Origin of the sequence: Agrobacterium tumefaciens str. B6, from assembly GCF_001541315.1 — a bacterium.
Lineage (GTDB): Bacteria > Pseudomonadota > Alphaproteobacteria > Rhizobiales > Rhizobiaceae > Agrobacterium > Agrobacterium radiobacter.
In genome coordinates this window covers 94,523-120,343 of the sequence record NZ_LMVK01000050.1, presented here as the reverse complement: position 1 = coordinate 120,343, position 25,821 = coordinate 94,523, and the positions used below count along the sequence as shown (strand labels likewise).

Genomic DNA, 25,821 nt, shown 5'->3' with positions numbered 1-25,821 from the left:
GGTTCTCACCGTGCCGCAACAGCCCTCCCGGCCAGCCAGCATACCGATCCTCCATCGGCAGGGCAGACCATATGGGCGTTTTCAGATGATTACAAGTATTGACAGCTTTTTACATATTTTTTATTCGTAGATAGGTTTTCAGGATCAGGCTTGAAGAAAAAATCGGCACGACAGCCCCCTCGCTCACAAAAACCCCGGTATTTCTGTTGCGATTGAAATGCAGGAAACCCATTAACTTCAGCGATTTGCAACGGAAGGGCTGCTGATGGACAATCAAACCGCATCTGCTGCCGCTCGAGGCGAGACTCGGCTGAGCGACATCATCTATGAAAAAATCATCGGCATGATTTCGGACGGGCGGTTTCCCGTGAACGAACGGCTGCCATCGGAACAGAATCTGGCGTCGTTGTTCGGCGCATCCCGGCCGGTCGTGCGCGAAGCCCTGGAGCGGCTGCGGAACGATGGCCTCATCGTCTCCCAGAAAGGGTCAGGCTCCTATGTGCGCCAGCAGCCGGATTCGTCCGTGTTGCAACAGGTGCCTGGCGGCTCGCTTGCAGACGTGCAGCGGTTTTTCGAATTCCGGTCCGGTCTTGAATCTTCGGCGGCCGAACTTGCGGCACGCAACTGGCAGGCCGCCGACAAAACCCGCATCGAGCAGGCCATTGCGGCGCTGGAACAATGTCTGGAACGCAACGATCTCGGTGCGGAGGAAGACTTTGCCCTGCACGAAGCCATTGCGAAGGCGAGCCATAACCAGTTCCACATCACGGTGCGGATCTGGTTCAAGCCGCATTTCGCGATCGGCCAGTCGGTGACACGCAGCCTCAGCCTCAAGCGGACGCCGCAACATGTGCGCGAGGTGCAGAACGAGCATACGGCAATCGTGGAAGCGATCTTTGCGCGCCAGGAGCAGGCTGCGCATGACGCGATGAAAGACCACATCCTGAAGGCGCGCGCCCGCATGTTTCAGGGCGTCGGCGGCTAGAAGCGTTTCCGCAATTCGAAGGACGAGGCCCTATGGGGCAATGGAGAATAATCAGTGAGCCAGCCGCGCATCATAGAGCCGAAACTCCGCTCCCTTATCGATACGCCGTTGAAGGTTGGAGAATCACCGGCATGGGACGAGCGGACGGGCAATCTTTGGTTCGTCGATATTCTCGCCCCCGCCATTTTCTGCCTGCATCCGGGCGGAAAACTCGACAGATATGATATGCCCGCCCAGGTGGGATGTCTCGGTCTTTGCGACAATGGCCTGATCGTGGCGGGCCTGAAGACCGGCGTGCACCTTCTCGATCCCGTAAGCGGAAAACTTGAACTTCTGTGTGACCCGGACGAAGGGCGACCTGACAGCCGCCTCAACGACGGAAAGGTCGGCCCCGACGGCCATTTCTGGGTGGGGACCCGCGACGAGGCTGCGATACAGACAGGCAATGCGCGCCTCTATCGCGTCGCGCCGGATGGCGGCGTCGAACACATCATCGATGGCGACATGTTCACCTCAAACGGGCTCGCCTGGAGCCCGGATGGCAGACGCATGTATCATTCCGACAGCAGCGGGCTGATGTATCAGGCGTTCGATTTCGATGTCGCGACGGGCAGGCTCGGTCCGGCCGAACGTCTTCACGATTTCGCACCGGACGAAGGCAGGCCCGATGGCGCGGCGACCGATGGCGAAGGCTGTTACTGGAGCGCCGGCGTTCAGGCCGGACGTCTCAACCGTTTTTCACCGGATGGCGAACTGTTCGAGATCTACAGGCTGCCGTTCAAAGGGCCGACCATGCCGTGTTTCGGCGGTCCGGACCTCAAGACGATCTATCTCACAAGTCTCGTCACCGAGACGGACGGAATTGCCACGCCGGGCACGCTTGTTGCCTTTGATGCGCCTGTCGCGGGGGCAGCCGTACACAAGTTTTCCATCTGAAGACGCTTTCATCTTGAGGAAACCAGTTGATGACGACATTTGATTTTCGCCAGGCTCTGCACGGCATCTCCGGCGTTCCCGTAACAGCCTATGAGGCGGGCGGGGAAGTCGATATTGGTGTCACGACAGAGGTCTACGCCCGCGTTGCAAGGGCGGGCATCCACAACATCGTTGCAGCCGGCAATACCGGCGAATTCTACGCTCTCACACCGGCCGAGATTCTCAGGGTCTACGAAGCCGCGATAAAAGGTGTTGATGGCAAAGCTCCGGTCACGGCGGCGATTGGACGCTCGCAGCGCGAGGCTCTCGCCATGGCGCGCCAGGCAAGGGAGATGGGCGCATCCGCCGTCATGTCCCATCAACCGGTCGACCCCTTTGCGGCACCGCAATCCCAGATCGACTATTTTCTCGGCCTGGCTGACGGCAGCGAGCTGCCGCTGGTGGCCTATGTCCGTGCCGACGGTTTTTCGGTCGATGACATGGTGAGGCTTGCCAGCCATCCGAATGTTGCAGGCATCAAGTTCGCAACGACCGACATCATGCTTCTGTCGCGCGCGATTGCCGCTTCCGATCCGAAGGGCGCGCTCTATGTCTGCGGCCTCGCGGAAAGCTGGGCGCCCGCCTTTTCGGCTGTCGGCGCACGCGGCTTCACATCCGGCCTCGTCAACGTGGCTCCGCAATTCTCACTGCAGGTTCATGAAGCCCTGACGTCAGGCGATTTTTCGGCGGCACGGAAGGTCGTTGAAAAGATCGAACTCTTCGAGCGGCTGCGGACGCGCTATCGCAACGGCGCAAACGTGACGGTGGTGAAGGAAGCCATGGAAATCCTTGGCCTCAGGGTTGGCCCGGTTCGAGCGCCGGGACTTGCCCGTCTGGACGAACAGGATCGTAAGACGCTTGAAGGGCTGCTCGCCAGCTGGCGTTGACAGACCAGTTACCGGCAAGCCGCATTTTGTTTATGTAACATGCCGGCCATCGGCCGGCATGTTCGTTCCGGGTGGCGCACCGTTCCTGCGCCACCGAAGGTGATGAACGTTCAGCCGAACAGAGCCAGACTGCTCTTCACGGTCACCCACACGCCCCAGAGAAGCGGAATGCCGACCGCAATCCAGGCCAGTGCCGCCTTGGTGTCCAGCCCGCCGCGTCCGATGCCGAAGGAGCCCGTGGGGCCTGCATTGGCCGCCGCCGTCTTTGCCTGCAGCGCCGCGACCTCCGCGTCCGGCATGAACCCCTTGTCCGAAAGCGGCCGCACGAAAGCATTGGCCACAAGGCCGATCGCCAGCATGCCCGCCAGGATATACATGGTGCTGGTGTAGAGCGCCGGCCCAGGTGCAACGCCCGCCGCGATCTGCGCTTCGCGGATATAGTTGACAACGACCGGACCGGCAATGCCGGCAGTCGCCCAGGCCGTCAGCAGGCGGCCGTGGATTGCGCCGACGAACTGCGTGCCGAAGATATCGGCGAGAAAAGCGGGAATGGTCGCAAAACCACCGCCATACATGGACAGGATGATACCGAAGGCCAGAACGAACAGCGCCTTGTTACCCATCGTCGCCAGCGTCGGCGCCAGCGCATAAAGAATGATGCCGAGAATGAAGAAGCAGAAATAAGTGTTCTTGCGGCCGATCTTGTCGGACATCGACGCCCAGAAGAAACGGCCGCCGATGTTGAACAGCGAAAGCAGGCCGGTGAAACCGGCAGCAATTGCCGCAATCTGCGCCTTCTGCCCGGCATCAAGATCCGCAAAACCCACACCGGGCGGGCCGATCAGCGAACCGGCGAAGATTTCCTGCAGCATGGGCGAGGCCATGCCGATAACGCCGAGGCCCGCCGATACATTGAGGCACAGCACCGCCCAGATAAGCCAGAACTGCGGCGTCTTGTGCGCATCGCGCAGATGCACATGGCGATGGGTTATCATGGCGCTCTTGGCGGAAGGCGCCGTCCAGCCTTCCGGACGCCAGCCCGATGGCGGAATGCGGTAACCGAAGGCGCCCGCCATCATGAAGACGAAATAGATCAGGGCCATCACGACGAAGGTCTGCCAGACGCCGACCGAAACATCCGTCTTGAAGCTGTTCATCAGAAGATTGGCGAGCGGCGCGCCGATCATCGCCCCACCGCCGAAGCCCATGATGGCCATGCCAGTCGCCATGCCGCGACGGTCCGGGAACCATTTGATTAGCGTCGATACCGGCGAAATATAGCCAAGGCCGAGCCCGACGCCGCCGATGACACCAGCGCCCAGCCACATCAGCCATAGCTGATGGGTCATGACGCCGACAGCCGCCACCAGAATGCCACCGCACCAGCAGCAGGCGGAAACGAAGCCGGCCTTGCGCGGCCCCACTCTTTCCAGCCAGCCGCCCCAAATGGCCGCCGAGCAGCCGAGAAGCACGAAGAACAGCGTATAGATCCAGCCGAGGTCGGCCACGCGCCAGTTGCACTCGGTGGTGAACAGCGCGCCCAGAAGGGTAAGGCTGGAACAGCTGGGGTCCGTCGCCGGCAGCGCCTTCGACAGCGGCAGCCAGAACACGCTGAAGCCATAGGCCATGCCGATGCATAGATGAATGGCAAGGGCCGCCGGGGGGCCCAGCCAGCGATTGAAACCAGGTCTTGCGTTTATTCGTTCGCGGTCCAAAACCCCGGCCGGCCCCGCCTCTCCCGCCGTTGCATCTGCTACTGCCATTGACATTACCTCCCTCGTGAATGTCTGGACATCTCAAGTTCACCCCGCCAGGCGAACATCGATATCACCGGACGTCCTCCTGTCCGGCGAAAAGTCTGATTTCCGGTCGTGCCGCTCACGCCCCCGTGTTTTCAGGTATGCTTGGTTCCGAAAGGGACTCGCCCGCAATTGGTCCTTTCCCGCCCGGCGCGCCCTTCGCATCATAGCCGAGACCAACCGCATCGGCTGCCGGATCACCGGGCCGCTTGATCTCCTTCGACGCCGCAAGCACAAGCGGCAGAAAATCACCGGCCCCGGCATCCACCATCTCGAAGAACCGGCGCCGCATGCGCGGCTCCCAGAACTTGTTGATGTGCGTGGCAACACCGTCGATGCGAATATCTTCCGGCTGCGACAGAAAGAATGTCGCGATCTGGTTCGCCATTCTCACCAGTTTTTCATCGGTGTGGTTGAGCAACATGACCTATTCCCCCGCGCCGACCGTCAGCCGACGCCTCTGTGTGTGACAAGGCCGGGCGCACCCGGCCCCTCCTTATTCCGCCGCTTCGAGCTTGCCGGCGATGCGCCGTGCACGGCGGCCAAGCGCATCATATTCCTCCTGCCATTCCGTCGGCCCGTTGGAGGGCGACACCTGCACGGCGGTCACCTTGTATTCGGGACAGTTGGTCGCCCAGTCGGAGAAGTCGGTGGTGATGACGTTTGCCTGTGTGCCGGGGTGGTGGAAGGTCGTATAGACCACACCCGGCGCCACACGGTCGGTGATCAGCGCTCTCAGCGTCGTGTCTCCAGACCGGCTGACGAGCTTGATCCAGTCGCCATCCTTCACGCCGCGCTGTTCGGCATCATGCGGATGGATTTCGAGACGATCCTCCTCATGCCAGACGACGTTTTCGGTGCGCCGTGTCTGCGCGCCGACATTGTATTGCGACAGGATGCGGCCGGTGGTGAGGAGCAGCGGGAAACGCGGCCCCGTGCGTTCGTCCGTCGCCACGTATTCCGTGCGGATGAATTTGCCCTTGCCGCGCACGAAACCGTCCACATGCATGATCGGCGAACCCTCGGGGAATTTCTCGTTGCAGGGCCACTGCACCGAGCCTTTCTCTTCCAGATAAGCGTAGGAAACACTGGCGAAGCTCGGCGTCGTCGCGGCGATCTCATCCATGATCTCGGACGGATGGGCGTAATTCCACGCAAGACCCATGGCCTGCGCCAGCTTCTGCGTTACTTCCCAGTCGGCATAACCGTTCTTCGGCGACATGACCTTGCGCACGCGGTTGATGCGGCGCTCGGCATTGGTGAAGGTGCCGTCCTTTTCAAGGAAGGTGGAACCCGGCAGGAAGACATGGGCATAATTCGCCGTCTCGTTCAGGAAGAGATCGTGCACCACGACACATTCCATGGCTGCGAGACCGGCGGACACATGTTTCGTATCCGGGTCGGATTGCAGAATGTCCTCGCCCTGAATGTAGATGCCCTTGAAGCTGCCATCCACGGCCGCATCGAGCATATTGGGGATACGCAACCCCGGCTCGTTGTTGAGCTTCACACCCCAGAGTTTTTCGAAGACGTCACGCGTCGCATCGTCGGAGATATGGCGGTAACCCGGAAGCTCGTGCGGGAAAGACCCCATGTCGCAGGAGCCCTGAACATTGTTCTGACCGCGCAGCGGATTAACCCCCACACCGGGGCGGCCGATATTGCCGGTCGCCATGGCGAGGTTGGCGATCGCCATGACAGTGGTTGATCCCTGGCTGTGTTCGGTAACACCGAGGCCATAATAAATAGCACCATTGCCGCCCTTGGCATAAAGACGGGCGGCGCCGCGCAACTCTTCCGCCGGCACGCCGGTGAAACTTTCGGTTTCTTCCGGGCTGTGCTGGGGTTCTGCAACAAAGGCGGCCCAGTCCTCGAATTCCGACCAGTCGCAGCGCTCGCGGATGAAGGCCTCGTTGAACAGCCCTTCCGTGACGATGACATGTGCAAGCGAGGTCAGCACCGCGACGTTGGTTCCGGGCTTCAGCGGCAGGTGGAAGGACGCCTCCACATGCGGCGTGCGGACGAGATCGATGCGGCGCGGATCGATGACGATCAGTTTCGCGCCCTGACGCAGCCGCTTCTTCAGCCGCGAGCCGAAAACCGGGTGGCCATCCGTCGGATTGGCGCCGATGACAAGCACCACATCGGACTGCTCGACGCTGTCGAAATTCTGCGTGCCGGCGGAGGTGCCGAAAGCCTGCCCGAGACCATAACCCGTCGGCGAATGGCAGACGCGGGCGCAGGTATCGACGTTGTTGTTACCAAAGCCGGCGCGGATGAGTTTCTGGACGAGGAAGGTTTCTTCATTCGTGCAGCGGGACGAGGTAATGCCGCCGATGGATTCCCGGCCATATTGCCCCTGAATGCACCGGAACTCCGAGGCAACGTGAGAGAAGGCCTCCTCCCACGTGACTTCCCGCCATGGATCGCTGATCTTTTCACGGATCATCGGGTTGAGAATGCGATCCCTGTGGGTGGCATAACCATAAGCAAAGCGACCCTTGACGCAGGAATGGCCGCGATTGGCCTGCCCGTCCTTCCACGGCACCATGCGGACCAGCTCTTCACCGCGCATTTCCGCCTTGAAGGAGCAGCCCACACCGCAATAGGCGCAGGTCGTGACCATCGAATGTTCCGGCTGGCCAATCGCGATCACCGATTTTTCGGTGAGCGTCGCCGTCGGACAAGCCTGCACGCAGGCGCCGCAGGAAACACAGTCGGAGTCGAGGAACGCTTCATGCGCGCCGGGCGACACCCGGCTCTCAAAGCCGCGCCCTTCGATCGTCAGTGCGAAGGTGCCCTGCACTTCCTCGCAGGCGCGCACGCAACGGGAACAGACGATGCATTTGGAAGGATCATAGGTGAAATAGGGATTGCTTTCGTCCTTCGGCATCCAGCGGGCATTGAGATCGCCATCACCGCCGCGGGCCTTGACGTGGTTGTCGCCTTCATAACCGTAACGCACATCGCGCAGGCCAACGGCACCCGCCATATCCTGCAGCTCGCAGTCGCCATTGGCGGCGCAGGTCAGACAGTCGAGCGGATGATCGGAGATATAAAGCTCCATCACACCCTTGCGGATCTGCTTCAGCCGCTCCGTCTGCGTGTGCACGACGAGACCGGCAGCGACCGGCGTGGTGCAGGAGGCGGGGGTGCCATTGCGGCCCTCCACCTCGATAAGACAGAGACGGCAGGAGCCGAAGGCATCCACCATATCGGTGGCGCAGAGCTTGGGAACAGCGATGCCCGCTTCGCGCGAGGCGCGCATGATCGACGTTCCGGCCGGGACGGTTACCTGACGTCCGTCGATGGTGAGCGTCACCATGTCAGTCGCGAGGGATTTGGGGGTTCCATAGTCGAATTCTGTCACAAGGGCCATGGTCTTACTCCGCCGCTTCAACACGTGGGATGGGGGCAAAATCAGCAGGGAAATGCCGGAGCGCACTCATGACGGGATAGGGCGTGAAGCCGCCGAGCGCGCAGAGTGAACCGAATTTCATGGTTTCGCAGAGGTCTTCGAGGAGTGCGGTGTTTTTCTCCCGCTCGATGCCGAGCGCGATCTTGTCCACCGTCTCGACGCCGCGCGTCGAGCCGATGCGGCAGGGCGTGCACTTGCCGCAGCTTTCGACGGCACAGAACTCAAGCGCAAACCGCGCCTGATGGAGCATGTCGGCCGTGTCATCGAAAACCACGATACCCGCATGGCCGATCAGGCCACCGGCAGCGGTAAAGGCCTCATAGTCGAAGGTCGTGTCGAATAAGGAAACCGGGAAATAGGCCCCGAGCGGACCACCCACCTGCACCGCCTTGACGGGGCGGCCGGTGATCGTGCCGCCGCCGATATCATTGACGAGCCGTCCGAGCGGCAGGCCGAAGGCGGTCTCGTAAAGCCCGCCATGTTTGATGTTTCCGGCAAGCTGGATCGGGATGGTGCCATGCGAACGGCCGATGCCAAAATCGCGATAAAACGCCGCGCCGCGATCCATGATGACTGGAATGGAGGCGAGCGAAATCACATTGTTGACGACGGTGGGCTTGCCGAACAGGCCCTGCAGGGCGGGCAGTGGCGGCTTGGCGCGCACCGTGCCGCGTTTGCCTTCAAGACTGTTCAGAAGCGAGGTTTCCTCGCCGCAGACATAGGCGCCCGCGCCCATGCGTACTTCCATATCGAAGGCGCGGCCGGAGCCGAGCACGGACGGGCCAAGAATGCCTTCGCGCCGGGCGATCTCGATCGCCTGTTCCATGACCTTGATAGCGTAAGGATATTCCGAACGCGTATAGATGAAGCCCTTCGTCGCGCCGACGGCAAGGCCGGCAATCGCCATGCCTTCGATCAGCACGAAGGGATCGCCTTCCATGATCATGCGGTCGGCGAAGGTGCCGCTATCGCCCTCGTCCGCATTGCAGACGATGTATTTCTGGTCCGCGACCGCATCCGCAACGGTCTTCCATTTGATACCCGTCGGGAAACCCGCGCCACCACGTCCGCGCAGGCCGCTCTCGGTCACCTGGGCAACAATGTCCAGCGGTGCCATGGCGACGGCTTTTTCAAGGCCTTTCATGCCCTGATAGGCGCGATAGTCCTCAAGCGACAGCGGATCGGTGACCCCACAACGCGCAAATGTGAGACGCGTCTGGCTTTTCAGGAAGGGGATATCCTTTGTCGGCCCGAGACAGAGACGATGCTCGCCGCCGGTGAGAAACCCTGCATCGAAGAGCGAAGTAACGTCGCTCGCTTTGACCGGCCCGTAGGCAATACGGCCATGCTCGGTGCGCACTTCCACCAGCACCTCAAGCCAGAGCATGCCGCGGGAACCGTTGCGGACAATATGCACATCGAGATTGCGGCTGGTCGCCTCGCGGCTGATCGCTTCGGCCACGCGGTTTGCGCCGACGGCCAGCGCGGCGGAATCGCCGGGAATAAAAACGGTGACACTCATCGGCGCGCCTCCGCCAGAATGTCGCCAAGACAGTCCTCGTCAAGGCGGGCATGGACTTCGCCGTCCAGCATCAGGGCGGGCGCCTGCGCACAGAGCCCGAGGCAGAAGACCGGTTCCAGCGTGACGGAGCCGTCAGCGGCGGTTTCGTGCCAGTCAAGGCCGAGCCGGGTCTTGATGGTGTCCGCAATAGGCTCGCCACCCATCGACTGGCAGGCCTCGGCGCGACAGAGCTTTAAGACATGTCGGCCGGAAGGATGATCGCGAAAATCGGGATAGAAGGTTATGACGCCATGGACTTCCGCGCGTGAGATGTTCAACGCGGATGCGATGATCTGTTTGGCGCTTTCCGGGATGTAGCCGAATTCTTCCTGCACAGCGTGCAGAATGGGCAGCAGCGGCCCCTCCAGGTGGAGATGTTCTTCAATCACGACGGAAACACGGGCCGCCTCATCTGCGGCAACCGCTCTGATATTCATAAGCCAGTCCTCCCAAACCGACGGGGGCAAGGAATGATGAGCGGGATATGGTGAAATCCCTTCGCAGCCCCTGCATCGTTTGGAAGAATGTCGAGATCGGCGGGATCAGGTCAATAATCAGTTTCCGTCAGTTGATAGGAAATTCCTATCAAACGCCTTTTCTGCAGCCCGCTGACGGGCCTCGTGAAGCAGCGCGGAAACAAGCGGCGTGTGTGGCTCGCGGTGTGTAGCAATCAGCCCCACGAGATGCTCCGCGTCCGGTTCGGTGATCGGAATGATTTTTATCTGTTTCGGGAAACCAAATGATTCCGCAAGGTTACGCGGCATTATTGAAGCCCATTGTCCGGTTCGTATATGAGAAAACAGTACGATCATGGAGTTGGATTCGAGCGTCGGCTTTGCCTCCACGCCTGCCTCGGCCATATGCTTGTTGATGATGCGACGGTTCTGCATATCCGAAGTCAATAGGCATAGCCTAAGACCGGAAACCTGCTTCCAGGTAACGCATTCCTGATCGGCGAGCGGCGTTCCGCCTGCCGTGATGAGGTGATATCGCTCCGAATAAAGCGGCACCGTGGTCACTCGGCCAAGTGGTTCGTTGTCGAGATAGCTGATTCCCGCATCGATCTCGAGGTTTTCGATCTGGCTCAACACCTGAAGCGAGGTGCGCGACGTGACTGAAAAGGTCACATCAGGATGACGCGCCTGGAAGGACTCCGTCAATCGCGGCACCATCGCAAGCGCCGTCGGAATGACGGCAAGCCGGATGTGGCCCGCCAGACCCTTGCGGGCTGCGCGCATTTCCTCACGCATGGTGCGCGTATCGCCAACGATGCGGCGCGCCCATTCGAGGACACGCTGGCCTTCCGGTGTCAGCCCCTGAAAACGCGCCGCGCGCACCACCAGAACGACACCCAGTTGGTCCTCCAGCTGCCGGATCGCGGCCGAGAGACTTGGTTGGGAAACGCCGCACTCCTCCGCGGCACGGCCGAAATGCTCTGTTCGTGCCAATGCAATGAAAAATTCCAGCTTGTCGATCATGCGTCCTCCCGCGTGACTCGCGACCATGCGGATGGTGCGAGCAGAAGAACACTAAAGCGAGGCGGGGAAGCCCGCAAATGGATGCGGATATTTTCCTGCAAACCGTGCGCTGACGACAAGACCGAATTCCCTCAAGCGGGGACAGCCATAACGTCAGTCTGCTTTGAACTGCGGTAATCCACCATCCAGCGAGCTGGACTCAACGATGGAAACCGTATTCCGGACGACGGGGCGGCAAAACGTCTGCCCGGCCTCTCCGGGAAAGCCACGTCTGGCCGATCTGAAACAATCGGCCGCCGGGGCAGCCTATTTGCTGTCTTCGGGCAAGCCGGTGGGGAATATCGTCTTCTTCGCCAGCATGTCTTCAATCACCTCTGCGGGCACCGGCCGGCTGAAATAATAACCCTGGCCATAGGGGCAACCGGCATCACGCAGAAATGTCGCCTGTTCGCCGGCTTCCACACCTTCGGCAATGACATCGATGCCCAGAGACCCGGCAAGCTGGATCATGATCGAGACGATGGCGCTGTCCTTGGTCTTTTCGGGCAGGTGGGTGAGAAACGAGCGGTCTATCTTCATGCAGGACAGCGGAAAGGTCTTCAGCATGCCAAGACAGGAATAACCGATCCCGAAATCATCCAACGCCAGGCTGACGCCCATCTGTTTGATGGCCCGCATGATCCGGACCGATGTTTCGACATCCTGAATGATGAGCGTCTCGGTGATTTCGATTTCCAGGAGCGATGGCGCAAGGCCGGTTTCCTTCAGCACCGACCTGATCTGCTGCACCAGCCCGCCCTGAAACTGCCGCGGCGAGATATTGACCGCCATCTTGACGGGCAAGAGGCCGGCGGCCGCCCATGCCTGCGCCTGACGACAGGCCTTCCTGAGAATGCTTTCTCCGAGTTCCACGATCAGCCCGGTTTCTTCCGCAAGCGCGATGAATTCCGCAGGGCCAAGCAAACCTTCCGTGGGGTGCTGCCAGCGCACCAGCGCCTCCACGCCGCTGATTGCGCCACTGACAAGATCGACCTGCGGCTGGAAGTGCAGCACGAACTCGTCTCTCTTGACGGCCTTGCGCAATTCCTCGATGCGGGTGAACTTCTTCCTCAGATCATCCGCCATATTGGGGGTGAAGGTGGCAATGCTGTCGCGCCCGTTATGTTTGGCTTCATACATGGCAAGATCGGCGGCCGCGACGATTTCCGCCGTGGTTTCCCCATGCTCCGGGAAAAAGGCCATGCCGATGCTGCATGTGACCTTGATATCGTAATTACCAATGCGCAATGGCTGCGAGACCGCGGCACGGATGCGCTGCAGCCGGGCTTCGACATCGTTCCTGCCTTCTTCAAGAATGACGACGAACTCATCCCCGCCTACCCGGAGAACGAGATCGTTTTTCCGGAGGCTTTTCGCAATGCGCTCGGCGGTTTTCGACAAAAGCGTATCGCCGATGCTGTGGCCGAGCGTATCGTTGATCTGCTTGAAATTGTCGAGATCGAGGAAGCCGATGCCGACCCGTCGGTGCGTCTTTGCCGCCGCGGCCAAAATTTCAGGCAATCTCGTATCGAGGAAACGACGGTTTGGCAGCCGGGTCAGCATGTCGTGATCAGCCAGAAAGGCGATATGTTCCGCCGCCCTTTTGCGGTCAATCGCCAGGCCCGCCATACGTGCCGCAGCGCCGATAAACTCCAGCAGCGCCGCCTCCGGCTTGCGGCTGGCCAGCATGCACCAGACGAAACCGTGCGCCTTGCCTTCGCTGGCGGGAATATCGAAACTGAAGGCAATGTGTTCTGCCGGATGGGTGAGGCACTCAGGATCACTGACGCTGGAAACAAGAGCGGCCAGCCCCTCCTCCTGCGCAAGTGCGGGCGAGGCATAAACGGAAGGCTCCCCAGCTGCCGCATCGAACACCCGCACGGCGCAGGCCAGTCCGGTTGCGAGATTTTCGATAGCCTTGACGAATTCTTCGAGAAAATCCTCGATACGCGCGGCGGCGACAATCATCTCAAGAATATACGCCTGCGCCTGAAGCAGTCTCTCCGAAGCCTTTTTCTGGGTTATATCCCGCGAGGCGCCGACCACGCCGATGATGTTGCCGGCCTTGTCCTTCAGCGGCACGCGCGACATCATGAGCCAGCGGTCGATATCACCGCGCATGGCGCGTTCCTCGTAACCGAGATCCGGTTCGCCGGTGCGCATGACCCGCGCCTCGGTATCGGGAATGCCGGCACGCCGCGCCGCTTCACCGTTAATATCGTAATCGGTGAGCCCGATCAGTTGCTCGACCGTGTCAAAGCCGTTTTCGGTGACGATGGCCCGATTGGCGAAAAGGAAGCGTCCTTCCAGATCCTTGGCATAGATAAAATCCGGTACGTGGTCGATCATCGCTTCCAGAAGCGCGTGCCGGTCGGAGGGATTGACATTCTCGCTCATGGCAGGAGTGGCAGATGGCGTGACACCGCGCTTTTTTCGCGACATCCGGTTCTGCTCGGCTGTCTTCGGGCCTTTGGAACGCACCTCTCCGCCTCATTACTTTGCAAGGAAGCAGAATAGTAGGATTATACGTGTTATATAAATATGAACGACGGGAGGAGATTGCCGGGAAACCCGCCCTTTGCAACTGGCTCCATAAAGCCGCGCCTGCCTGAATGAAAACGGCGCAGCAGAAGCTGCGCCGTCAGACCAAAGGGGCAATTCGTCGTCCGTCACACCACCGGTGTCGGCAGCTCTTTGCCGGCAAAATGCGCATCGAGATTGGCGAGAACAAGATCGGCCATGGCGCGTCGTGTCTGGTGCGTGCCGCTGCCGACATGCGGGGCGAGTGTGACGTTGTCAAAGGCGAAAAGCGCTTCCGGCACCCGCGGCTCATCCTCGAAGACATCCAGCGCCGCGCCACCGATCGCGCCCTTCGAAAGCGCTTCGACCAGCGCCTTCTCATCCACGAGCGAACCGCGCGCCACATTGACGAGCACGCCCTGCGGTCCAAGCGACTTCAGCACATCCGCATTGACGATATGGCGCGTTTCGGCGGTGGCGGCGGCGGCGATGATCAATACGTCGCAATTGGCGGCCAGCGCTTCGATGCTGTCATAATAGTCATAGGCAACATCGCGGCGGCTTCGCGCGGTGTAGGAAATGTGCGCATCAAAGCCTTCGAGCCGCTTCGCGATCGCCTGGCCGATACGGCCAAGGCCGAAAATGCCGTAACGGCGGCCGGCGACGCGCGTGGAAAGCCCCATATCGCCCTTCAGCCATTGCCCCGTGCGAACGTGCTGATCCGCCTGCGGCAGCTTGCGCGCCTGCGCCAGAACGAGGCCAAGCGCGAGGTCGGCAACATCGGCCGTCAGCACGTCAGGCGTATTGGAGACGCGGAAGCCACGCCGTTTCGCTTCTGCCAGATCGACCTTGTCGAAACCAACGCCGTTGATGGCGACGATTTCAAGATTGGGAAGCGCCGCGCCGATATCCGTCGGCAAGCCGATGTGGCCACCGGTGACGACGCCGCGGATCGCGCCGCCCTTTTCAGCAAGGAACGCCGCCTTGTCTGCGGCTTCGAACAGGCGATGCACGGTGAAGCGCTCGGCAAGTTCCTGTTCCAGTGCCGGGATCAGCGGGCACAGTTGCACGATTTCAGTGGTCATGGAGTTTCCTTTGCGCCGGTGAATTACTTCACATCGGCCTTGACGAATTGCCGGAGTTCCGGCGTTTGCGGATTGGCGAACAATTCAGAAGAACGGCCCTGCTCCCAGATCTTGCCTTTGTGCATGAAGATGGTTTCGGTCGCCACGCGGCGCGCAAAGGCCATTTCATGGGTGACGAGGATCATCGTCATGCCGTCTTTCGCGAGGTTTTCCATCACGGTCAGCACTTCCTCGGTCAGCTCGGGGTCGAGCGCCGAGGTCACCTCGTCGAACAGCATCACCTTCGGCCGCATGGCGAGCGAGCGGGCAATCGCCACACGCTGCTGCTGGCCGCCGGAAAGCTGGTCGGGATAGGAATCAAACTTCTCCGACAGGCCGACGAGCTGCAGGACCTCGCGGGCAATATCCTTCGTTTCGGATTTCGCCACATCCTTGACGATGCGAGGGGCCAGCATGATGTTTTCGCCGACGGTCAGATGCGGGAAGAGATTGTAGCTCTGGAACACGATGCCGACATCGGTGCGCAGCTTGCGCAGCGCCTTGGCATCTTCTCCGATAGCGTGACCTGCAATTTCAATACGACCGGAATTGATCTTCTCCAGCCCGTTCATGCAGCGCAGCAACGTGCTCTTGCCCGAGCCGGAGCGGCCGATGAGGGCGAAGACTTCACCACGGCCGACCGTCAGCGACACGCCTTTCAGGACTTCCAGAGCGCCAAAGCTCTTGTGAACGTTTTCAACGATTACTTCCGGCATGAAGCCTCCTTTCCAGCCAACGCGACAGCTGGGACAACGGGTAGCAGACGATGAAATAAAGCACGGCCACCGCGACGAAGACGCGGAACGGCTGGAACGTGGCATTGTTGATGAGCTGCCCCGCTCTCGCCAGTTCGACGAAACCGATGATCGATGCGATGGACGTATTCTTGACGACCTGAACGGCAAAACCGACGGTCGGCGGCAGGGAAATGCGGATCGCCTGCGGCAGGATGACGTAGCGATATTGCTGGGCGCGGGTGAGCGCCAGCGATTCCGATGCTTCCCACTGCTGCTTCGGCACCGCCTGGATGCAGCCGCGCCAGATTTCGGCGAGATAACCTGACGTATAGATTGTCATTGATGCGCCGGCGGCGATCAACGGCGGCAGTTCCAGTCCGGCAAGGCTGAGGCCGTAATAGGACAGGAACAGGATCATCAGCACCGGAATACCCTGGATCACCTGAATATAGGTGCCGGCGGCAATGCGCAGCGCCTTGAAATTCGAGGTGCGGGCCAGCGCCACGAAGAAACCGACGAGGCCGCCGCCGATGAGCGCAATGATCGTCAGAAGCACGGTCCATTGCAGGGCGGTCAGCAGGAAGCCGAACTCGTTCCAGCCAAAAGTTCGAAGAGTCATCACTGCACCTCCGGCATGGCGGTCATCGTCTTGCGGGCCACGCGGCGGCCGAACAGCCACATGCCGACAAGGGCAAGGATGAGCCGCAGGCTGAGCGCCAGCGCAAGATAGATGAGCGTGACGACGATATAGACCTCGAAGGAGCGATAGGTCTGCGATTCCACGAAGGCTGCGGCGGCCGCAAGCTCATGGGTGGAAATGGCCGAGCATATGCTCGATGCCAGCATCATCAGCACAAACTGGCTGCAAAGTGAGGGATAGACCTTGGCGATGGCAGGCACGATGATGACGTGACGGTAGATCTGGTATTTTGTGAAGCCCAGAGCCTCGCCCGCCTCGATCTGCGACTTGTGCACCGCCTCGATGCCGGCGCGGATGATTTCCGTCGAATAGGCAGCAAGATTGATCGTCATGCCGATCAGCGCTGCCGTATCCGCCCCGACGCGAAAGCCGAGACCGGGCAAACCGAAATAGACGATGAAAAGCTGCACCAGAAACGGCGTGTTGCGGATCACCTCCACATAACCGTCCACGATGATACGGACGATGCCGCCATTGATGGAGCGCAGCGAGGCTAGAAGAATTCCGAAAGCGCAGCCGAGCACGATGGAGAGGACCGACAGCTTGATCGTCAGCCATATGCCGTTCAGAATCTCGTTCTGATATTGGGCAAGCGCGCCGAATTGAAATGTATAGGACATGCGTCACTCCGTTGACATTTCCCGGCCCGCCGGAATGTTCCCCGGCGGGCACGTTGAAAGGCTCAATCAGAAGCTTGGCAATTGCGGCAGCGGACGGCCGGTCCACTTCACCGAGATACGGTCGAGATCGCCCGACATCTTCATGAGATAGATGGAGGTGTTCAGCCACTGGCGCAGCTCGAAATCCTCAATCTTGGTCGCCATGGAATTGCCCTGCTGGAAGAAGGTGAAACCGACCTGCAGACCGGCTTCCGGACGCTGCTTGATGATCGCTTCGCCAACCGTGGACGGCAGGGCCACAGCATCTACCTGACCGGCAAGCAGAGCCTGGGCGCTGGTGGAATCGTCTTCGTAGACGACGATTTCAAGACCTTCGACATTGGCCTTGCGCAGCGCGGTTTCCTGCGAGGAACCGCGATTGACCGAAACGCGCTTCCCTTTCAGGCTCTCCAGATTTTCGAACTTCTGGTCCTTGCCGGAAATGATGTCCATGTTGAACGCGCTGTAGGGCTGCGTGAACATGACGGTCTTGGCGCGTTCGCCGGTCGGCGCAAGCGTCGCGACAAGGAAATCGACCTTGCCGGTCTGAAGTGCCGGGATACGCGCCGGCGGTGTCAGCGGCACCAGTTCCACCGGCAGCGACAGGTAAGAGCCGATCAGATTGGCGACATCAACGTCATAACCGGAAGGATTGCCCTTCTCGTCCACCATGCCCATCGGCGGTGCACCGGTGAGAACGCCGATCTTGACCTTGCCACGCGCCGTGATCTCGCTGAGCGAGACGGCATGGGCGGACGTGGTGGCAGCAAGCGAAGCTGCGACAACACCGACTGCAACGGTCATGTTCTTCAAAAATCTGGATATGCTCATGGTTTCTCCTCCAACCCTATAGTGGCTGCCCAAAGTGGAACAGCGGCCTTGCGCAAACCGGAAAATGTTCTCGATAACATTTTAACGCGATTGACTAAAAACTCCTCCCAAGAAACCGCGAAAGCACAAAACCAGATGAATTCCCTATGAAATTCAACAATTTCGGCTGGTTATCGATTTTCCTCTGCTCGACACCGTTTCACGTTCTTGGCAGGACCAATAATGCATGTTATCGGTATCATTGCAAGTCCGATCTACAGAACTGTTTCGGTCGGCAATCATTCGGGAGGAAACATGTACACACGCTCGGCAATTTTCGAAGGCAGGATTCACCCCGGTCGGGAGGAGGAGTTTTTCCGCATCGTGGAGGAGAAATTGCTGCCGGTCTGGAAGCGTATGCCGAACGCGCAGGCCGTGCGGGTGATGCGCACGGAGCGCACCGACCCGGATGCGGCCTCGATCATTATGGTACAGGAAATCGACTATCCGTCGATGGAGGCGGTGGAGGAAGCACTGGTTTCTCCCGTCCGGCTGGAAGGCCGCGTGCTGACGGATGAGATGATGAGCATGTGCGACGGCCGCTTTTACCATCTGGTCTATAGCCGCGTCGCATAAATCCGGTGCACGCCGCACCGATTTGCAATCATGCGGCGTGCTTTCCCTTGATATCTTCGTGTATGTCTTGTCCTGAACCGGTTCGAATTTAGGGAGACATGCTTTGGTGGAGCGCACGCCCTTGGCCGCAGCGTTAGTCACGTCAAAAAAAGCTACCATGAGCGACGTCTCGAAACTCGCGGGCGTCTCCAAGATGACCGTCTCGCGGGTGCTGGCCGATCCTGCGCTGGTGTCTGAAGAGACACGCCAGAAGGTGATGAAGGCCATCGAGAAGCTCGGTTATGTGCCGGATCGAATCGCCGGATCGCTTTCCTCCCGCCGTACCAATTTCATCACCGCCATCCTGCCGACGCTCACCAACTCCAACTTCGCCGATAGCGCTCAAGGGCTCGCCAACGCACTTCGCGCCGCCGATTATCAATTGCTGATCGGTTATACGATGTATGATCTGCAGGAAGAGGAGCGCGTCATCCGCACCATGATGGAGCGCCGCCCCGATGCCATCGTGGTCGCCGGCACGGTGCATACCAAGATGGCGAGCGAAGTGCTGATGCGCGCCGGCATCCCGATCGTGGAAATCTGGGATGTTCCCGAACACCCGATCGACCACGCGGTCGGTTTTTCCAACTATGAAGTGGGAAGAACTGCCGCCAAACACCTGATATCGCTCGGATTTAAAAGAATAGGCGCACTCGGTTCCCGGGCCGATGGCGATGTGAAGGACTGGCGCGGCGAAAGCCGTCTTCTTGGCTTTGGTGCAGCGCTGCGTGAAGCCGGCATTGCCGACGACCTCATCATTCGCGAAGGCAGCGCCCCCGTCTCTTACGATCACGGGGCAAAAACACTCGGCTCGTTGCTGGTGAAGGAACCCGATATTGAGGCAATCTTTGCCGTCTCCGACATCTCCGCCGTCGGCGCGCTGATGGAATGTCACCGTCGTGGCATTCATGTGCCCGAACAGATTTCCATCCTCGGCTTTGGTGATTTCGACATCGGCAGGCAATGTTATCCGGCGATTTCCACGATCAGGGTCGACGCCCAGATGATCGGCCGCAAGGCCGGCGAATTACTGCTCTCGATATTGGAGGCAGAAAAGGACGCTGTCATTCCCGAGAGTGCGCGGGTGGATGTCGGGTTCGAGCTGATCGTGCGGGAGACGACGAAGCGGGCGGGCGGCTAATCCACTCCCTTCCCTCACTCCTGTGCTTGTCACAGGAATCCAGCCGACACACGTCTGCGCGGCGAAAGGGACTTTTCAGCCCAAGGACTTGGGCTGACTGGATCCCTGTGACAAGCACAGGGATGAGGGAAGCGCGGTGTATCGCGCTTACCGCGCGCCCCAGGTATCCGTCAGCCGATACCCCTCCGGCCATGGATCGGAGGGATCAAGCATGTGCTGATGGATGCCGGTAATCCAGCCGCGGCCGGAAATTTCCGGCAGGATGGCCGGACGGTCGCCAACCGTTGTCGTTCCGAGAATGCGTCCGGTGAAGGTGGAGCCGATCAGCGATACCGCCGTCAGCGTTTCGCCTTCCTTCATTTCGCCGCGCGCATGCAGCACCGCCATGCGGGCCGAAAGCGCCGTGCCGGTCGGCGAACGATCCACCTTGCCCGGCTGGATGGCGACGGCAGCACCAGCCCGCAGACCCTCCGCCGTGCGCTCCACCTTGCCCGCGAACAGGCAGAATGAAAAATGCCGCCAGTCCGGATTTTCGGGATGGTCGAAGCCCAAAGCCTTGTTGGCGGCATTGGTGATGCGCACGCCGAGGCGGGCAATGTCATGCGCCTCTTCCGGCTTCAGACTGAAACCCATAGCCTCGGCATCGACGATGACGAAACTGTCGCCGCCATAAGCCGTGTCAACCTTGAGCTTACCCAGGCCTTCGACTTCAAGTTCGGCATCGAGTTTCGCGGCGAAACTCGGCAGGTTCTGCACGAAAATACGCTCGGCCTTGCCGTTGCGGCATTCGGCGCGCACCTTTACCAGCCCGCCGGGAGCTTCCAGAAGCATATGGGTTTCCGGCTCCTGCATCGGCACGATGCCGCCATCCAGAAGCACGGTGGAGACGCAGATGGAGTTGGAGCCGGACATGGGCGGCGTGTCTTCCGGCTCCATGATGATGAAGGCGGCGTCCGCGTCAGGATGTTTCGGCGGCACCAGCAGGTTGACGTGGCGGAACACGCCGCCGCGCGGCTCGTTGAGCACAAAATTGCGCAGGGTCTTATCGCGAGCGATGAAACGGCTCTGTTCCCAGATCGTTTCACCCGGTGGCGGCTTTACGCCGCCGACGATCACATCCCCCACCTCGCCTTCCGCATGGGCGGAGATGACGTGAACGGTCTTGATACTGCGCATTGAATTCTCCTCAAGAGCATTTCCAGTAAAAGTGCGTAGCGGTTTTACGTCCGGAAAATGCGGAAAACGAAAGATCGAGCGCGCGTCTGAACGCGCTCTAGGAAAGCCAGGCGGGAAGACGGGAATCAGCTCGGCCGGTCAGCGCGCTTTCAACGCAATCGGCAAGGCTGCCGAAGCGCACCGCGCGGCCGCTGAGGCCGGGCCCGTAATGGGCGTATTTGCCGGAATTGGTCATCAGGGCGCGTGTCTTCGTTGGGAAGACCGGCTCGGAAATGGAGCACCAGCAGAGATCAGGCAGCACCTGCACGCCGCTGCCATGCAGGCTTTGCAGCGTGCCGTCCTGCCCGGCCGCATCGATGACCTGCTGACCGGCAGTGACGATGACGGCGACATCCGCATGGCGTCTGCGGCCGGCAAATTCAGCCGCAAGCGCGTGGCACTCCTCCAGCGAGGCATGCGGACTGCCGATGGCGACAAGCTGCACCTCTTCCGGTCCTTCGTTGAGAAGCGACCAGCCGGCGGCCATATCGGCAAGCGAGATGGTGACGGCGTCAGCCGTGTCAAACGGGGTCAACCCGGCTTCCGGCGTTACGCCCTCGATATGCAACATGGGTGCTGCGGAGGTAGTGCCAAAAGCAGCGCAGAGCGCCTTCAAATCATCCCGAGACGGCTTTGCAGAGCCGAGGCCGCGCAGCAGCGGAATACAATCCGGCGCAGCCTTACCGGCGAGATAACCGACAAGCGGCCAGAAGGCGTCGTTGATGCCCTCAGGCAAAGCCACATCGACAATGCGCTGCGGACGACGGTTTTCTTCGAGATAGACGCCCGAAAGCGGCGCCCTGCCCGTCAGCGCAATGCAGAGATCGAGAAAGTCAGGATGTTTGGCAGTGCGCGCGCCGAGCACCGTATTGGCGAAGATCACCGCGTTCGATTCCGCCCAGGCGATCGATTCGCCGGCACTCGGCGCGCTATCGAGCAGGTAAGGCGAACAGGTGAAAGTGGGCCGACAGCCCATGCGCACATAGGCATCCGCCAGTCTCGCGGCCGGATCGCCGAAATCATCAGGCACGCCCTGCGCCCGCCAGTGCGCCTTGTCCACCGAAATGGCGTTCATGGTCGTCGGCACCCGCACCCTGCCGCCCATATCAGCCATCTTTTCCGCGAAGGTGAGGTTGGCGGGGCTGGCATAGATGCAGCCGTCAATGTGACCCTGCGTGATATCGATGAGCGCAGACGCCCCCTGCTGGGCCGCCATGGCGACGATGATGCGCATGGCCTGACGCACGGCAATGCCATCCCGACCCTCGAGCATCGCCCGGTCCTCATCATTACGGTCGAGATGGGCAATCGCCGGCGGCGCGATGGCAAGCGACAGGCCATCGGCCTCGATGCTGTTTCCATCAATGCGGGCATGGGTGGCCCGGGAAAAGCGGGTGAAATTTTCGGCGTCGAGGCGGATGACCGGCAGCGCCCGGTCGAACATTTCCGCCGCCACAAGTGCGCCCAGCGTCAGCACATCTTCCGCTTCGCAGAAAACCAGTGCGGACGGCGCGCGGCCGGTGAGGATGAGATCGAGCAACACGCCCGACCCCGTGCACGAACCGCGGCTGGTCGGCATGAACAGCACGCCGCCGGTGAGACAGATGCCGTGCAGCGGGTGATGCACATCGATCACCCTGCCGGTGGCGGGATCGACACCACCCCAGAAACTCAACGCTTCTGTCGTGGCGATCACGGGGCCTTCGGCCGCACCGGCCAGGATGCTGCGGGCTTCAGGAACGGCTGTTGGCGAAACGGCAGAAGACATTGGAAATCTCCGTCAGAAACGTTGCGGCGAAAATGCCCTTGTATCGAGGGCGGGTTTTTGCCCCGTCAGAAGATCGGCGACGATGCGGGCCGTGCCCGCCGATTGCGTCAGCCCCAGATGCCCGTGGCCGAAAGCATAAACCACCCGCGCAGTGTGCCGTGCTTCGCCCATGGCCGGCAGGCTGTCCGGCCGGGGCGGCCGGAAACCCATCCACTGCTTGCCGCCCTCGGTTTTCAGGCCCGGCAGGAATGCTTTCGCCTTGGCCAGAAGCGCCTCGGAACGGGCGAAATTGGCCGGAAGCTCAAGCCCGCCCAGCTCGACCGCACCGCCGACGCGGATGCCGGAAGAAAGCCGCGTGACGACGAAACCATGGCCGCCGAAGGTCACCTGCGTGCGCAGATCGAAAGCCCCGGACGGCAATGTGGTATTATACCCCCGTTCCGTTTCCAGCGGAATTTTTTCCCCGAGTGAACGGGCGATGCGATGCGAAAAGGCGCCCGCCGCCAGCACCACTTTGGCGGCGTTGCGGGTACGACCGTCATGGCTCACCACCTCGACACCATCTTCAAGCGGCCTGAGCGACGCGATATCGAGGCGTTCGATGCGCCCGCCAATGGCGCGGAAATGTTCGGCCAGCGCCAGCGTGTAGAGCTTCGGGTCGGCGATGGAATACCATCCCGGCGTGAACGTGCCGCAGGTGAAACGCGACGCGATGCCGGGCTGTATCTCGGCCATCTGTTCGGCATTGAGATGCCGGAACTCGATACCGTGGCGCTCACGTGCCTTCCAGCCGGGAAGCGAACTTTCGAACTCCGCATCGCTTTCATAGACCTGGAGGTTGCCCTCCTTGCGCAGCATGGCTGTTGTCTCGGTCTTTTTCAGGAATGGCTCCAGCTCGACCTTCGACAGATCCATCAGCGCCGTCTGGGCGGCGGTGGAATGTTCCACCTTCGATGCCGCACAGGCCCGCCAGAACCGGAACATCCACGGCGCGATCTTCAGCGCATAGGAAGGCGGCACGCTGAGCGGACCAAGCGGATCAAGTAGCCATTTCGGTGCTTTCCAGAGAATGCCGGGCGATGCGAGCGGCAGAATATCGGTGAAGGCGAAAGCGCCGGCATTGCCGGCCGAGGCGCCCGCTGCCGGTCCTTCGCGGTCGATGACCGTGACCGAAAGACCGCGGCCCTGCGCCGCGATTGCCGCCGAGAGGCCGACGACGCCGGCCCCGATGACGATGACATCATGTGCAGGCATTACCGCACGCTCGCCAGGAACTTCTGGGTTTCAGCATGCTGCGGTGCGCCGAACAGCTGGTCCGGTGTGCCGATTTCCGCCATCACGCCCTGATGGAAGAAGGCGACGCGGTTCGAGACATCGCGGGCGAAGGCCATTTCGTGGGTGACGCAGATCATCGTCATGCCTTCATCCGCCAGCATCTTCAGCGTATCGAGCACCTCGCCCACCAGCATCGGGTCGAGCGCAGAGGTGACCTCGTCGAACAGCATATATTCCGGAGACATGGCAAGCGCGCGGGCAATCGCCATACGCTGCTGCTGGCCGCCGGACATGCGGTTCGGATAGACCTTCAGCTTTTCGGCAAGGCCGACATGGGTCAATTGCTTGACGGCGATTTCCTCAGCCTTCTCCTTGGAAATACCGAGCACTTTGCGCGGCGCCAGCATGACGTTTTCAAGCGCGGTCAGATGCGGAAAGGCGTTCCATTGCTGGAAGACGATGCCAACCTTGCGGCGCAGCTTGTTGAGGTCGGTCGACTTGGCGTGCACCTCGGTGCCGTCGATGACGATCTTGCCGCTGTCGATCGGCTCGAGGCCGTTGATGCAGGTGAGCAGCGTCGACTTGCCGGAACCGGAGCCGCCGATGATGGTGACGACCTCGCCCTTGTTGACGGTAAGGTTGATCCCTTTCAGAACCTCCAGCGGGCCGAAGGATTTGCGGACGTTTTCGATCTCAATCATTGGGGGACCACCGTCTTTCGAGATACCCGCCGAAACGGGCGATGGGGAAACTGATAAGGAAGTAAATGGCGCCGCAGATCATCAGGATGGTCAGCGGTTCCTGCAGGCGGGTGACGAGGATCTGCGAGGCACGCAGAAGCTCGATGAGGCCGAGCCACAGCACCAGCGCCGAATCCTTCATGACGCCGAGCGTCAGGCCGATCCAGGAGGGCAGCGACACGCGGGTGGCAAGCGGCAGCACGATGTAGCGCATGTCCTGCGACCACGTCATGCCGAGCGACCGGCAGGCGCGCCGCGTATTCGACGGCACCGCACCGATGCCGCCGCGCACGATCTCGGTGCAATAAGCCGCCGTATAAAGCGACAGCACCACGCAGGAGGTGGTGAATGGCGGCCAGCCGAGCTTGGCGATCGACTGGAAGGCATTGCCGAGCACCAGCTGGATGAGCAGCGGCACGGAACGGAAAATATCCAGGATGAAGGTCAGCGGCAGCGACCAATAGGGGCCGAACTGGAAGCGGATGACGCCGAAGATGATCCCCATGATAGTGCCTGCCGTGACGGCGACGGCGGTGACGGCAAGCGTCATGCCGGCACCCTTGGCCAGGAAGGCGAGATCACTCCAAGTGAGAGCGGTTTCAAACATGGCTCACCTCTCTCAATAACGGAACAGACGCGCAGCCAGCAATCGGGCGGCAAGCGTGACGATCTTGGCGATCACGTAATAGATGACCGCGGCGAGCGCGAAGAATTCGAAGGTGCGGAACGAACGGGCGTTCAAGGCCTGCGTGACACCGGCGAGATCCGTATTCATGCCGACGGTGACACCGAGCGAGGTCATGAGGATTGCCCAGACCATCTGGTTGGTGGCAGGCAGAAACGCAACGCGCAGCATCTGCGGCATGATGATCAGACGGAAGGTCTGCATCGACGTCATGCCGAGCGAACGGCCGGAACGGGTCTGCGTATCGGGAATGGCTTTCAGCGCGCCACGGAAATTCTCCGCGAGATAACCGGCATTGTTGAAGGCGATACCGACCAGAAGCGCCGTATAGGGGCTCAGATGAATGCCGAAATTGCCAAGGCCGAAATGGGCCATGTAAATCTGGAACAGCGCCGGCGTGTTGCGGGCGACTTCCACCCAGACGGAGGCGAAAGAGCCAAGGATGCGGTTGCCGGAGAGCCGGAACAGCGTCAGCGCGATGGCGAAGGTCAGACCGATCACCATCGACAGAATGGCGATCTGCAGCGTCACCACCGCACCGTCCAGAAGCTGCGGCAGAGCCTTCAGCGCCTGATTCCAGTGGAATGTATAGTTGAACATTAAGTGTCCCGCCTTTTCAGAAACGATCAA

23 protein-coding genes are annotated in these 25,821 nt (G+C 60.6%); 5 read left to right on the top strand and 18 right to left on the bottom strand.

Going from position 1 to position 25,821, the window contains the following annotated elements; genetic code table 11:
* Nucleotides 1–265 precede the first annotated feature (265 nt).
* The 3 genes from ASB65_RS24390 to ASB65_RS24380 are packed head-to-tail and all read left to right on the top strand — an operon-like array spanning nucleotide 266 to nucleotide 2,847.
* Nucleotides 266–985, top strand: a complete 720-nt coding sequence (locus ASB65_RS24390) for a FadR/GntR family transcriptional regulator (RefSeq protein ID WP_060725620.1) — start codon at nucleotides 266–268, stop codon at nucleotides 983–985.
* Between the two features lie 54 nt (nucleotides 986–1,039).
* Nucleotides 1,040–1,921 (top strand): SMP-30/gluconolactonase/LRE family protein, encoded by an 882-nt coding sequence (locus ASB65_RS24385; RefSeq protein ID WP_060725619.1) that lies wholly within the window; start codon nucleotides 1,040–1,042, stop codon nucleotides 1,919–1,921.
* A 29-nt stretch (nucleotides 1,922–1,950) separates the two neighbouring features.
* Nucleotides 1,951–2,847 carry a dihydrodipicolinate synthase family protein gene (locus ASB65_RS24380; RefSeq protein ID WP_060725618.1) on the top strand — a complete coding sequence of 299 codons (897 nt, stop codon included), beginning with the start codon at nucleotides 1,951–1,953 and terminating at the stop codon, nucleotides 2,845–2,847.
* 110 nt (nucleotides 2,848–2,957) lie between these two features.
* On the opposite strand, the gene ASB65_RS24375 is transcribed toward ASB65_RS24380, so the two are convergent.
* From ASB65_RS24375 to ASB65_RS24320, 12 genes are all read right to left on the bottom strand, one after another.
* Complete coding sequence (locus tag ASB65_RS24375) at nucleotides 2,958–4,610, bottom strand: OFA family MFS transporter (protein WP_060725617.1); 1,653 nt, start codon at nucleotides 4,608–4,610, stop codon at nucleotides 2,958–2,960.
* 115 nt (nucleotides 4,611–4,725) lie between these two features.
* Complete coding sequence (locus tag ASB65_RS24370) at nucleotides 4,726–5,070, bottom strand: formate dehydrogenase subunit delta (RefSeq protein WP_060725616.1); 345 nt, start codon at nucleotides 5,068–5,070, stop codon at nucleotides 4,726–4,728.
* A gap of 72 nt (nucleotides 5,071–5,142) precedes the next feature.
* On the bottom strand, nucleotides 5,143–8,025 hold the full coding sequence (fdhF, locus tag ASB65_RS24365; RefSeq protein ID WP_060725615.1) for a formate dehydrogenase subunit alpha: 2,883 nt from the start codon (nucleotides 8,023–8,025) through the stop codon (nucleotides 5,143–5,145).
* A gap of 4 nt (nucleotides 8,026–8,029) precedes the next feature.
* Entirely contained in the window at nucleotides 8,030–9,586 is a 1,557-nt protein-coding gene (locus ASB65_RS24360) for a formate dehydrogenase beta subunit (protein WP_060725614.1), read from the bottom strand.
* Nucleotides 9,583–10,062, bottom strand: a complete 480-nt coding sequence (locus tag ASB65_RS24355) for a formate dehydrogenase subunit gamma (protein ID WP_060725613.1) — start codon at nucleotides 10,060–10,062, stop codon at nucleotides 9,583–9,585. Before ASB65_RS24355 ends, ASB65_RS24360 begins: the two co-directional genes overlap by 4 nt.
* A gap of 117 nt (nucleotides 10,063–10,179) precedes the next feature.
* Nucleotides 10,180–11,103 carry a LysR family transcriptional regulator gene (locus tag ASB65_RS24350; protein ID WP_060725612.1) on the bottom strand — a complete coding sequence of 308 codons (924 nt, stop codon included), beginning with the start codon at nucleotides 11,101–11,103 and terminating at the stop codon, nucleotides 10,180–10,182.
* A gap of 306 nt (nucleotides 11,104–11,409) precedes the next feature.
* On the bottom strand, nucleotides 11,410–13,584 hold the full coding sequence (locus ASB65_RS24345; protein WP_060725611.1) for a putative bifunctional diguanylate cyclase/phosphodiesterase: 2,175 nt from the start codon (nucleotides 13,582–13,584) through the stop codon (nucleotides 11,410–11,412).
* A gap of 227 nt (nucleotides 13,585–13,811) precedes the next feature.
* The gene (locus ASB65_RS24340) at nucleotides 13,812–14,747 is read right to left on the bottom strand and encodes a 2-hydroxyacid dehydrogenase (protein WP_060725610.1); all 936 of its coding nucleotides are present in this window, start codon (nucleotides 14,745–14,747) and stop codon (nucleotides 13,812–13,814) included.
* A gap of 23 nt (nucleotides 14,748–14,770) precedes the next feature.
* Nucleotides 14,771–15,502: an amino acid ABC transporter ATP-binding protein gene (locus ASB65_RS24335; protein WP_003521699.1), complete on the bottom strand. Its 732-nt coding sequence runs from the start codon at nucleotides 15,500–15,502 to the stop codon at nucleotides 14,771–14,773.
* Complete coding sequence (locus tag ASB65_RS24330) at nucleotides 15,483–16,142, bottom strand: amino acid ABC transporter permease (RefSeq protein WP_020009852.1); 660 nt, start codon at nucleotides 16,140–16,142, stop codon at nucleotides 15,483–15,485. Before ASB65_RS24330 ends, ASB65_RS24335 begins: the two co-directional genes overlap by 20 nt.
* Complete coding sequence (locus tag ASB65_RS24325; protein ID WP_060725609.1) at nucleotides 16,142–16,843, bottom strand: amino acid ABC transporter permease; 702 nt, start codon at nucleotides 16,841–16,843, stop codon at nucleotides 16,142–16,144. The genes ASB65_RS24330 and ASB65_RS24325 overlap by 1 nt, the downstream gene beginning before the upstream one ends.
* 66 nt (nucleotides 16,844–16,909) lie before the next feature.
* Nucleotides 16,910–17,713: a transporter substrate-binding domain-containing protein gene (locus tag ASB65_RS24320; RefSeq protein WP_060725608.1), complete on the bottom strand. Its 804-nt coding sequence runs from the start codon at nucleotides 17,711–17,713 to the stop codon at nucleotides 16,910–16,912.
* A 294-nt stretch (nucleotides 17,714–18,007) separates the two neighbouring features.
* Between ASB65_RS24320 and ASB65_RS24315 the strand changes: the two genes are divergently transcribed.
* Together ASB65_RS24315 and ASB65_RS24310 are read left to right on the top strand one after the other, a co-directional pair.
* The gene (locus tag ASB65_RS24315) at nucleotides 18,008–18,328 is read left to right on the top strand and encodes a hypothetical protein (RefSeq protein WP_003505663.1); all 321 of its coding nucleotides are present in this window, start codon (nucleotides 18,008–18,010) and stop codon (nucleotides 18,326–18,328) included.
* A gap of 157 nt (nucleotides 18,329–18,485) precedes the next feature.
* Entirely contained in the window at nucleotides 18,486–19,508 is a 1,023-nt protein-coding gene (locus ASB65_RS24310) for a LacI family DNA-binding transcriptional regulator (protein WP_060725607.1), read from the top strand.
* A gap of 147 nt (nucleotides 19,509–19,655) precedes the next feature.
* Here the strand turns inward: ASB65_RS24310 and ASB65_RS24305 are convergent, their stop codons facing one another.
* The 6 genes from ASB65_RS24305 to ASB65_RS24280 form a co-directional block, all read right to left on the bottom strand.
* The gene (locus ASB65_RS24305) at nucleotides 19,656–20,684 is read right to left on the bottom strand and encodes a trans-3-hydroxy-L-proline dehydratase (RefSeq protein WP_060725606.1); all 1,029 of its coding nucleotides are present in this window, start codon (nucleotides 20,682–20,684) and stop codon (nucleotides 19,656–19,658) included.
* 97 nt (nucleotides 20,685–20,781) lie between these two features.
* Complete coding sequence (locus ASB65_RS24300; protein WP_060725605.1) at nucleotides 20,782–22,491, bottom strand: aconitase X; 1,710 nt, start codon at nucleotides 22,489–22,491, stop codon at nucleotides 20,782–20,784.
* A gap of 12 nt (nucleotides 22,492–22,503) precedes the next feature.
* Nucleotides 22,504–23,745, bottom strand: coding sequence for an NAD(P)/FAD-dependent oxidoreductase (locus ASB65_RS24295; RefSeq protein WP_060725604.1), 1,242 nt, complete (start codon nucleotides 23,743–23,745; stop codon nucleotides 22,504–22,506).
* Entirely contained in the window at nucleotides 23,745–24,467 is a 723-nt protein-coding gene (locus tag ASB65_RS24290; RefSeq protein ID WP_060725603.1) for an amino acid ABC transporter ATP-binding protein, read from the bottom strand. The genes ASB65_RS24295 and ASB65_RS24290 overlap by 1 nt, the downstream gene beginning before the upstream one ends.
* On the bottom strand, nucleotides 24,460–25,113 hold the full coding sequence (locus ASB65_RS24285; protein ID WP_003521707.1) for an amino acid ABC transporter permease: 654 nt from the start codon (nucleotides 25,111–25,113) through the stop codon (nucleotides 24,460–24,462). Before ASB65_RS24285 ends, ASB65_RS24290 begins: the two co-directional genes overlap by 8 nt.
* Before the next feature lie 12 nt (nucleotides 25,114–25,125).
* A complete protein-coding gene (locus ASB65_RS24280; RefSeq protein WP_060725602.1) occupies nucleotides 25,126–25,791 on the bottom strand; it encodes an amino acid ABC transporter permease in 666 nt (221 codons plus the stop codon).
* Between the last annotated feature and the right edge of the window lie 30 nt (nucleotides 25,792–25,821).